This is a genomic window from Tistlia sp., from assembly GCF_040905785.1.
Lineage (GTDB): Bacteria > Pseudomonadota > Alphaproteobacteria > Kiloniellales > DSM-21159 > Tistlia.
The window spans coordinates 60,391-70,071 of record NZ_JBBDQW010000089.1 but is presented as its reverse complement, the minus strand read 5'-3'; the positions used below and the strand labels follow the sequence as shown (position 1 = coordinate 70,071).

10 protein-coding genes are annotated in these 9,681 nt (G+C 74.4%); 5 read left to right on the top strand and 5 right to left on the bottom strand.

Going from position 1 to position 9,681, the window contains the following annotated elements:
• Window positions 1-115: 115 nt before the first annotated feature.
• The 5 genes from WD341_RS20550 to WD341_RS20530 all read right to left on the bottom strand — a co-directional run bounded on the left by WD341_RS20550 (window position 116) and on the right by WD341_RS20530 (window position 5,148).
• Window positions 116-571, bottom strand: coding sequence for an NfeD family protein (locus tag WD341_RS20550; RefSeq protein ID WP_368427364.1), 456 nt, complete (start codon window positions 569-571; stop codon window positions 116-118).
• 127 nt (window positions 572-698) lie between these two features.
• The gene (locus WD341_RS20545) at window positions 699-1,688 is read right to left on the bottom strand and encodes an SPFH domain-containing protein (RefSeq protein ID WP_368427363.1); all 990 of its coding nucleotides are present in this window, start codon (window positions 1,686-1,688) and stop codon (window positions 699-701) included.
• A gap of 143 nt (window positions 1,689-1,831) precedes the next feature.
• Window positions 1,832-2,767: a 2-dehydropantoate 2-reductase gene (locus tag WD341_RS20540; protein ID WP_368427362.1), complete on the bottom strand. Its 936-nt coding sequence runs from the start codon at window positions 2,765-2,767 to the stop codon at window positions 1,832-1,834.
• Between the two features lie 75 nt (window positions 2,768-2,842).
• Window positions 2,843-3,406 carry a Cu(I)-responsive transcriptional regulator gene (gene cueR / locus WD341_RS20535; RefSeq protein WP_368427361.1) on the bottom strand — a complete coding sequence of 188 codons (564 nt, stop codon included), beginning with the start codon at window positions 3,404-3,406 and terminating at the stop codon, window positions 2,843-2,845.
• Complete coding sequence (locus WD341_RS20530; protein ID WP_368427360.1) at window positions 3,406-5,148, bottom strand: heavy metal translocating P-type ATPase; 1,743 nt, start codon at window positions 5,146-5,148, stop codon at window positions 3,406-3,408. Before WD341_RS20530 ends, cueR begins: the two co-directional genes overlap by 1 nt.
• Before the next feature lie 180 nt (window positions 5,149-5,328).
• On the opposite strand from WD341_RS20530, the gene WD341_RS20525 reads away from it, so the two are divergent.
• The 5 genes from WD341_RS20525 to glp are packed head-to-tail and all read left to right on the top strand — an operon-like array spanning window position 5,329 to window position 9,590.
• Complete coding sequence (locus tag WD341_RS20525) at window positions 5,329-5,934, top strand: aminodeoxychorismate/anthranilate synthase component II (RefSeq protein WP_368427359.1); 606 nt, start codon at window positions 5,329-5,331, stop codon at window positions 5,932-5,934.
• A 20-nt stretch (window positions 5,935-5,954) separates the two neighbouring features.
• Entirely contained in the window at window positions 5,955-7,037 is a 1,083-nt protein-coding gene (gene trpD / locus WD341_RS20520) for an anthranilate phosphoribosyltransferase (protein ID WP_368427358.1), read from the top strand.
• Window positions 7,038-7,063: 26 nt separating this feature from the next.
• Entirely contained in the window at window positions 7,064-7,879 is an 816-nt protein-coding gene (gene trpC, locus WD341_RS20515; protein WP_368427357.1) for an indole-3-glycerol phosphate synthase TrpC, read from the top strand.
• Window positions 7,880-7,885: 6 nt separating this feature from the next.
• Entirely contained in the window at window positions 7,886-8,362 is a 477-nt protein-coding gene (gene moaC, locus WD341_RS20510) for a cyclic pyranopterin monophosphate synthase MoaC (RefSeq protein WP_368427356.1), read from the top strand.
• 13 nt (window positions 8,363-8,375) lie between these two features.
• On the top strand, window positions 8,376-9,590 hold the full coding sequence (glp, locus tag WD341_RS20505) for a gephyrin-like molybdotransferase Glp (protein ID WP_368427355.1): 1,215 nt from the start codon (window positions 8,376-8,378) through the stop codon (window positions 9,588-9,590).
• Window positions 9,591-9,681: the final 91 nt, after the last annotated feature.

The following is a 9,681-nucleotide window of genomic DNA, read 5'->3' as shown; positions in this document are numbered from 1 at the left end:
GCTCCCCACCAAGATCAGCCCGATTACGCCATCTCGGGACGAAGCATCCTTTAGCACCTGCCTCTGCTTCGTCCCGAGCTCGTCGAGGGGCGTGGGCGCTCTCCGGGGACGCCCCCTACCCCTGCGCCGCCTTCGCGACCTTCGGCTTGCCCTCGACGATCGCCACGACCTCGACCAGCTCGCCGGCGGCGATCGGCTCGTCGCTGAGGGCGGCGAAGCTGCTGTCCTGGACGGTGATGCGGCCGCGGCCGGCGACGAAGGCGGTGAGCGCGAGGTAGCGCTGGCCGACCATGGCCTCGGTCTCGCGGTTGAGGAAGCCGTGGTCGGCGGGGCTGCCGCTGCGCCGCTGGAGCCAGAAGCCGAGGCCGAGCGAGGCCAGCATGGCGACGGCGAAGACCAGGGACTGCCAAGCCACCGGCAGGTCCGGGAAGAGCGACAGCAGCAGGCCGACCGCGAGCGCCCCGAGACCGATCCACAGCAGGAACACGCCCGGGATCAGGATCTCCAGGCCGGCGATGACGACGCCGGCAATGATCCAGCCCCAGGTGAAGTCGAAGAGCTGCTCGATCATGGCGTGGGCGCCCCTCCCCGTTCCCCTGCCTGGGCGTTGGCGCCCCCACGCCCCTCGACAAGCTCGGGACGAAGCAGATTCTCGGCCCTGCTTTCGCGCGCCTCCACACCCCGCTCGACCGGCGGTCTCACGGCTTGCCCGGCCCGCCCCACGGCCCGCCGGCGCCTGCCGGGCCGGCGTCCGGCCGGCCCATGTGCTTCAGCAGCTCGCCGATGCCGGCGATCGAGCCGGTGATGCCGGCGGCCTCCAGCGGCATCAGCACCAGCTTGGAGTTCTCCGAGGCGCCGATCTCCTGCAGGGCCTCGACGTACTTCTGGCCGAGGAAGAACTGCACGGCCTGGATGTCGCCCTCGGCGATCGCCTTGGACACGACCTCGGTCGCCTTGGCGTCGGCCTCGGCGGCGCGCTCGCGGGCCTCGGCCTCCAGGAAGGCGGCCTCGCGCAGGCCCTGGGCGCGCAGGATCTGGGCCTCGCGCTCGCCCTGGGCCTTGAGGATCTCGGCCTCGCGCAGGCCGTTGGCCTCGGTCACCGAGGCGCGGCGCCGGCGCTCGGCAGTCATCTGCAGGTTCATGGCGGCCTGGATGTCGTCCGACATGCGCAGGTCGCGGATCTCGATGCGCATGATCTTGGCGCCCCAGGGATTGGTCGCCTCGTCGATGATCACCATCAGGATCTCGTTGATCTCGGAACGCTTCGAGAGGGTGTCGTCGAGGTCCATCGAGCCGATCACGCTGCGCAGGTTGGTCGTCGTCAGATTGACGATGGCCTGCTCCAGGTTCTGCACCTGGTAGGCGGCGCGCGCGGTGTCGTCGACCCGGAAGAAGACGACGCCGTCGGCGATCACGGCGGCGTTGTCCTTGGTGATCACGGTCTGCTCGGGCACGTCGAGCACCTGCTCCATGATCGAGAGCTTGCGGCCGATGCGGTCGACGAAGGGCACGATCAGGCGCAGGCCCGAGCCCAGGGTGCGGGTGTAGCGGCCGAAGCGCTCGACCGTCCAGTTCTCGCCCTGCGGCACCGTCTTGATGCCGGAGTAGATGATCAGGATCGCGACGACGGCGACGACCAGGGCGAAGATCAGGAAGGGCGTGAGGATCGTCTCTGGGTTCTCGAGCATGGGCGGCCTTCTCCTGAAAAGGGGGGATGCAGGGCGCGCCGCCTCGGGTGACGCTTACCACGCCCCGCCCTTTAGCACAAAGCCGGCGCCGCCCCACGGACAATCGGCGGTGGCGGGCGGCCGGCTCAGGCGGCTCAGGCGGCTCAGGCGGCTCCGCCCGCCTCGCCCTCCCCGAGCGCGCGCAGCAGGGTCAGCAGGGCGTCGTTGAGCGGCGTCGCGACGCCGTGGCGCGCGCCGGCGGCGACCAGGGCGCCGGTCAGGGCCTCGACCTCCAGGCCGCGCCCGGCGAGCGCGTCGAAGTACATCGAGGTGCCGGTCTCCGGTGGGTAGCCCAGCAGGGTCGCCAGGGTGCGCTCGGCCTCGTCCTCGCCGAGCGCGGCGCCCTCGGCGCGCCCGACCGCCACCGCCTCGCGCAGCACCGCCAGGGCCAGGTCCTGGACGTCGGGCCGGCGGAACACCGCCTGGCGCCGGCGGGCCAGGGCCGAGATCGGATTGGCGGCGGCGTTGAGCAGCAGCTTGCGCCAGAGCAGCGTCGTCAGGTCCGCGCTGAGCGCGACGCGTAGCGCGGTGCCCTCGAAGAGCGCGGCCAGGGCTCGGCCCTCGGCCGTGTCGGCGGCGGCCAGATCCTGCGCGGCGACCTGGCTGAGGCGCACCCGCGCCTCGCGGTCGCGGTGCGGCTCCAGCCGCTCGCCGTTGACGTAGACCAGCACCGGCAGCACCGCGGCCGCGCCGACGAAGGGCGCCACGCGCTCCCGCTGGCCGAGGCCGTTCTGCAGCACCGCGACCCGCGTTTCCGGCCCGCACAGGCGGCGCAGCCAGGGCCCGGCCGCCGCCGTCTCGTGGGTCTTGGTGCAGAGCAGGACCCAGTCGACCGTCCCGGCCGCCTCGGGATCCGTCAGGCTGTCGAGGGCGAAGGCGGTGGCGGTGCCGTTCCGCTCGAAGACCAGCCGCTCGATCGGCCGGCGGGTGCAGGCGACGAGGTCGTGCCGGCCGGCCTCGAGCAGGCAGCCGGCGAGGCAGCCGCCGATGCTGCCGAGGCCGACGACGGCGACGCTGCTGCGGGCGGCAGTCACTGACATCGCGCCAGTCTGGCGCCCGCCCTCGCGCCGTCAAGCACCTCGCGACCAGCCAGGCGGCGCTCCGCGGCCCTGGCACTACGAGCTGCTGATCGCCGGCCTCGTCGTCGTCGTCGTCGGCTCCCTGGTCTGGACCCGGGCAAGCTGGCCGGCCTGAGGCTCAGGGGCGCGCGGCGGCACCTGCCGCGGGCGGGCTTCCGGGCGCCCTCCGGTCTCGTCTTCGCCCCTCTGCCCTTCCCCCTCCCCCGCCAGGTCGGCGAGGATCGGGCAGTCGGGGCGCTGGTCGCCGTGGCAGCGGGCCATCAGGTCCTCCAGGCTGTCGCGCAGGCCCTGGAGCTCGGCGATCTTGCGCTCGATGGCGGCGACCTGGGCCCCGGCCATGGCCTTGACGTCGGCGCTGGCGCGGCCGCGGTCGCGCCACAAGGCCAGCAGCGCCGAGACCTGCTCGATCGGAAAGCCCAGGCTGCGCGCGCGCTGCACGAAGCGCAGGGTCTCGACCTCGCGCGGCGCGTAGAGGCGGTAGCCGGCGGCGTTGCGCGCCGAGGGCGCGATCAGGCCGATCGACTCGTAGTAGCGGATCGTGCGGGCGGGCACGCCGGAGCGCGCCGCCGCCTCGCCGATGTTGACCTCGACGCCCTCCATCAGTCCCTCCTGACCCGGCTGCGATAACGCTCGAGCAGCCGCGCGTTGCCGATCACCGCGACCGACGACAGCGCCATGGCGGCGCCGGCGACCGCCGGGCTCAGGTAGCCGAGCACCGCGATCGGGATCGCCACCGCGTTGTAGGCGAAGGCCCAGAACAGGTTGTCGGCGATCTTGCCGCGGATCGCCCGCGCCAGGTCGACCGTCTCGGCGACCAAGAGCGGGTCGGCGCGCAGCAGCGCCACCGGCGCCGACTCCAGCGTCGCCTCGCTGCCGCCGCCCAGGACGATGCCGAGCTCGGCGCGGGCCAGGGCCGGGGCGTCCTTGACGCCGTCGCCGACCATGGCGACGCGCCGGCCCTCGCCCTGCAGGCGCGCGATCTCCCCGGCCTTCCGCTCGGGCGGCACCTCGGCGAGGACGCGCGGGATGCCGGCCGCGGTCGCCACGGCGTCGGCGGTGCGCCGGCTGTCGCCGGTCAGCAGCACGACCTCCAGGCCGCGCGCCTGCAGCGCCGTGACCGCGTCGGCGGCGCCCGGGCGCAGGGCGTCGCCGAGCGCCAGCAGCCCGGCCAGGCCGCCCTCGAGGGCGACCCAGACCAGGGTCAGGCCGCGCCGCTCCAGGCGGCCGGCCGCCGCCTCCAGCGGCGCGGTCCCGACGCCCCGCTCGGCGAGCAGGCGCCGGGTGCCGGCGAGCAGGCGCCGGCCCTCGACCTCGGCCTCGATGCCGCGGCCGGCGAGCGCCCGGAAGCCGGCCGGTGCCGAGAGCGCCAGCCCCGCCTCCCGGGCGGCGACGAGCAGGGCGCCGGCCAGGGGGTGCGCGCTGCCCTGCTGGGCCGAGGCGAGCAGGCGCAGCAGCTCGGCCTCCCCGCCCGGCGCGACCGCCAGCGTCTCGACCAGGGCCGGCCGGCCGAGGGTCAGGGTCCCGGTCTTGTCGAAGACCACGGTGTCGAGCCGCCGCGCGACCTCCAGGGCGGCGCTGTCCGCGATCAGCAGGCCGCGCCGGGCGGCGACGCCGAGGCCGACCAGGATCGCCGCCGGCGCCGCCAGGGCGAGGGCGGCGGGGCCAGCGACGACCAGCACGGCCACGGCATGCAGGATCGCGGTCGAGGGCGCGGCGCCGGCGAGCAGCCAGCCGGCCAGGGTCGCCGCCGCGACGGCGACGACCGCCGGCACGAAGACGGCGCCGATCCGGTCGACCAGCCTCTGCACCGGCCGCCTGGAGCCCAGGGCGTCGGCGGCCTCCCGCTCGCCCGGCCGCACCGCGATGCGGTCGCGCGCCCGCGCCTCCAGGACCCGGCCGAGCAGCACCAGGGTCACCACCGCCGCGGCGGCCTCGTAATGGAGCTGCGGCCCCTGCCAGGACAGCATCGCCGGCCCGGCGGCCAGTGTCAGCACCAGGCTGAGCCCGAAGGCAGCGCTGGTGCCGAGCGCGACCAGCAGGTCCCTGTCGCCGCGGCTGCGCCTCAGCGCCGCCCAGCCGGCGCGATAGAAGCGCGCGCCGGCCCAGAACTGCACCGGCGCCGCCAGGGCGAGCTGGACCAGGGGCGGCAGCCTCGCCTCGCTGCCGAACAGCGGCAGCAGCAACTGGCCGAGCAGCGGCAGGGTCAGGAGCGCGGCGACGCCCAGGGTCAGGAGCTCGCGCCGGCGCCGGCCCGCCGCGTCGGGATTCAGGGGTGCGGCTCGGGAGTCGTGCTCCACGGTAGGGGCAGGAGGAAGGGAGTCGTCGAGGAGGGTCGCCGTCATGGCACCGATATGGGGTCTCCAGCCGCTGTAAGGTCAAGAGTCGGATGGACGGCGCCCGGGCGCCCGTGGGAAGCGCTTGGCCCACCGCCCAGGCGGCATCTTTCGTCCCGCGCCGCGCGCCTGCTATAAACGGGCGGCCAGCGTCGCACCCTTCTCTCAGCTCCGTCCGGTAAGGTCCTGATGTTCCTGCTGATCGACAACTACGACAGCTTCACCTACAACCTCTTCCACTTCCTGGGGGAGCTGGGCGCCGAGATCGAGGTCCGGCGCAACGACGCGCTGAGCGCCGAGCAGGCGCTGGCGCTGGCGCCCCAGGGGATCATCCTCTCGCCTGGGCCCTGCGACCCCGCCAAGGCCGGCATCTGCCTGGAGCTGATCGCCAAGGCGGCCGGCCGGCTGCCGCTGCTCGGCGTCTGCCTCGGCCACCAGGCGATCGGCGAGGCCTTCGGCGGCCGGGTCGTGCGCGGGCCGCTGCCGATGCACGGCAAGGTGACCCGGGTCCTCCACCAGGGCGGCGGCGTCTTCGCCGGCCTGCCCTCTCCCTTCGCCGCGACCCGCTACCACTCGCTGATCGTCGAGCGCGAGAGCCTGCCGGACTGCCTGGAGGTGACGGCGGAGACCGAGGAGGGCATCGTCATGGGCCTGTCGCACCGCGAGCTGCCGATCCACGGCGTCCAGTTCCACCCCGAATCGATCGCCTCCGAGCACGGCCACCGGCTGCTCGCCAACTTCCTGCGCCTCGCCGGCATGAACGACATCCGGCCGCTGCCGGCCAGCGCGGCCTGAGCCCCATGCATCCCAACCCCATGCATCCCAACCCCGTGCGTCCCGAACCCGCGCATCCCGAACCCAAGCAGGGCAGCCAGAAGGACTTCAAGGCGCTGCTCGCCGAGGCGGCGGCCGGGCGGAGCCTGAGCGTCGGCGACGCCGAGCGCGCCTTCGACGTGATCATGTCGGGCGACGCGACGCCGGCGCAGATGGGCGGCCTGCTGATGGCCCTGCGGGTGCGCGGCGAGACGGTGCCCGAGATCCTGGGCGCGGCGCGCACCATGCGCGCCAAGATGACCACGATCGAGGCGCCCGAGGAGGCGATCGACACCTGCGGGACCGGCGGCGACGCCAAGGGCACCTTCAACATCTCGACCGCCTCGGCGTTCGTCATCGCCGCCTGCGGCGTGCCGGTCGCCAAGCACGGCAACCGCGCGCTCTCCTCCCGGAGCGGCGCTGCCGACGTGCTCGGCGCGCTCGGCATCGACGTCGAGACCGATCTCGCGACCGTGCAGCGCACGCTCTGGGAGGTCGGCACCTGCTTCCTGATGGCGCCGCGCCACCACAGCGCCATGCGCCACGTCGGCCCGACCCGCGTCGAGCTCGGCACGCGGACGATCTTCAACCTGCTCGGACCGCTGTGCAATCCGGCCCGGGTCCGGCGCCAGCTGCTCGGCGTCTTTGACCGCGCCTGGATCGAGCCGCTGGCCGAGGTGCTGAAGGGCCTGGGCCACCACAAGGCCTGGGTGGTCCACGGCGAGGGCGGTTTCGACGAGCTGACGACCTCGGGGCGCGGCTGGGTCTGCGAGCTCGACCGGGGCGAGATCCGCAGCTTCGAGGTGACCCCCGAGGACGCCGGGCTGCCGCGCTGCGCCGTGGAGGACCTGAGCGGCGGCGACGCCGAGACCAACGCCGCGGCGATCCGGGCGCTGCTCGGCGGCGCGCCCGGCCCGTTCCGCGACACCGTGCTGCTGAACGCGGCGGCAGCCCTGATCGTGGCCGACAAGGTCGCGAGTCTGCCGGAAGGTGTCGCCACGGCGGCCGAGGCGATCGACGGCGGCCGGGCCGCGCGCGTGCTCGAGCGGCTGGTCCAGGCGACCAACGGCAAGACGCCGATCTGAGACGAAGGCAAGGGGAGCTGCACGGCGTGAGCGATGTGCTGGCACGGATCTGTGACGACAAGCGCAGCTTCCTGGCCGCGCGACGGGCGCTGCGCCCCGAGGCGCAGCTGGTCGCCGAGGCGGCGGCGGCGCCGCGGCCGCGCGGCTTCGCCCGGGCCCTGGCCGAGGGCGCGCGGCGCGACGGCTTCTCCCTGATCTGCGAGATCAAGAAAGCCTCGCCCTCCAAGGGCCTGATCCGCGCCGACTTCGACCCGCCGCGCCTGGCCGAGGCCTATGCCGCCGGCGGCGCCAGCTGCCTGTCGGTGCTGACCGACGAGCCCTGGTTCCAGGGCAGCGACGCCGACCTGGTCGCGGCGCGCGCCTCGGTCACGCTGCCGGTGATCCGCAAGGACTTCATGCTGGAGCCCTACCAGATCCTCGAGAGCCGGGCGCTCGGCGCCGACTGCGTGCTGCTGATCCTCGCCGCCCTGTCGGACGCCCAGGCCGCCGAGCTGGAGTCGACGGCCCTGGAGCTGGGCATGGACGTGCTGCTCGAGGTCCACGACGCCGAGGAGCTCGAGCGGGCGCTGCGCCTCAAGTCCTCGCTTCTGGGCATAAACAACCGCAATCTCAAGACCTTGTCGGTCTCTCTTGAGACGGGAGAGAGGCTCGCGGCCCGGGTGCCGCCCGACCGCTTCCTGGTCGGCGAGAGCGGCATTCACGGGCCCGCCGACATCGCCCGCCTGCGCCGCGTCGGCGCCCGCGCTTTCCTGATCGGCGAATCGCTGATGCGCCAGGGCGACGTGACGGCGGCGACCCGCGCGCTCTTCGCCGAACCCCCGGCCATCGTGGCGGGGAGCTAACGGGCGATGGCCGGCTTCACCCACTTCGACGCCGAGGGAAAGGCGGTCATGGTCGACGTCTCGGCCAAGGCCGAGAGCGAGCGCAGCGCGACGGCGCGCGGCGAGATCGTCATGCAGCCCGAGACCCTGGCGCTGATCCGCGAAGGCGGCGTCAAGAAGGGCGACGTGCTGTCGGTGGCGCGCCTCGCCGGCATCATGGGCGCCAAGCGCACGCCCGACCTGATCCCGCTCTGCCATCCCCTGGCGCTGACCTCGGTCAAGGTCGACCTGACCCTGGCGCCCGAGCGCAACGCCGTCGCCATCGAGGCGACCTGCAAGCTGACCGGGCGCACCGGCGTCGAGATGGAGGCCCTGACCGCGGTCGCGGTCGCGGCCCTGACGGTCTACGACATGTGCAAGGCGGTCGACCGCGCCATGCGCATCGGCGAGATCCGCCTGGTCCACAAGGCCGGCGGCAAGTCCGGCACCTTCGAGGCGCCGTGAGGAGAAAAGGCTGATGCTTTCCGTCGAGGAGGCCCTGGCGCGCATCCTCGCGGCCTTCGCGCCGCTGCCGGCCGAGGTGCTGCCGCTCGGCGCCGCCTTCGGGCGGGTGCTCGCCGAGCCGCTGGTCGCCCGCGCGACGCAGCCGCCGGCCGCGGTCTCGGCCATGGACGGCTACGCGGTGCGCGCCGCCGACCTGGCCTCCGTGCCCTGCGAGCTCGCCGTGGTCGGGCGCGTGCCGGCCGGCAGCCGCCACGAGGGCCGGCTCGAGGCCGGCCAGGCGGTGCGCATCTTCACCGGCGCGCCCCTGCCCGAGGGCGCCGACGCCATCGTCATCCAGGAGGACGCCGAGGCCCTGGACGGCCGGGTCCGGGTGCTGGAGGCGGTCGCGAGCGGCACCTACGTGCGCCCCGCCGGCCTCGACTTCCGCGCCGGCGAGACCGGCCTGGCGGCCGGCCGGCGCCTGACCGCCCGCGACGTCGGGCTCGCTGCCGCCATGGACCGCCCCTGGCTGTCGGTGCGCCGCCGGCCCCGCGTCGCGATCCTGGCGACCGGCGACGAGGTCGTGCTGCCGGGCGAGCCGCGCGGACCCAACCAGATCGTCAGCTCCAACGGCCTGTCGCTCTCGGCGGTGGTCAGCGCCTGCGGCGGCGAGCCGAGCCTGCTCGCCATCGCCCGCGACGACGCCGGCTCGCTGCAGGCCCTGGCCGCCGAGGCGCGCGGCGCCGACCTGCTGGTGACGACCGGGGGCGTCTCGGTCGGCGAGCACGACCTGGTCCGCCAGGCGCTCGGCGAGAGCGGCCTGGAGCTCGACTTCTGGCAGATCGCCATGCGGCCGGGCAAGCCGCTGCTGTTCGGCCGCATCGCCGGGACGCCGCTGCTCGGGCTGCCCGGCAACCCGGTCTCGACGGTGGTCTGCGCCGCGCTCTTCCTGCGCCCGATCCTGGAGCGACTGCAGGGCCTGGACCGGCCGCCCCACCGCCTGCTGCCGGCCCGGCTCGGCGCGCCGCTCGGCCAGAACGACCGGCGCCAGGACTACCTGCGCGCCCGCATCGAGCGCGCCGCCGACGGCACCCCGGTCGCCACCCCCTTCGGACGCCAGGATTCCTCGATGCTGGCGGTGCTGTCGCGCTCCGACGGCCTGATCGTGCGCGCGCCCCAGGCGCCGCCCGCCGCGGCCGGCGACCCGGTCCGCTACCTTCCGCTCGACGGCGACCTGCTGTCGCTCTAGGGGCGACGGGCCGGAGCCGGGCCGCGAGGCCGAATGTGTCGAGATTCGTTACGATCCGCGGCTTGACGACGCACTGGAACATTGATAGAAC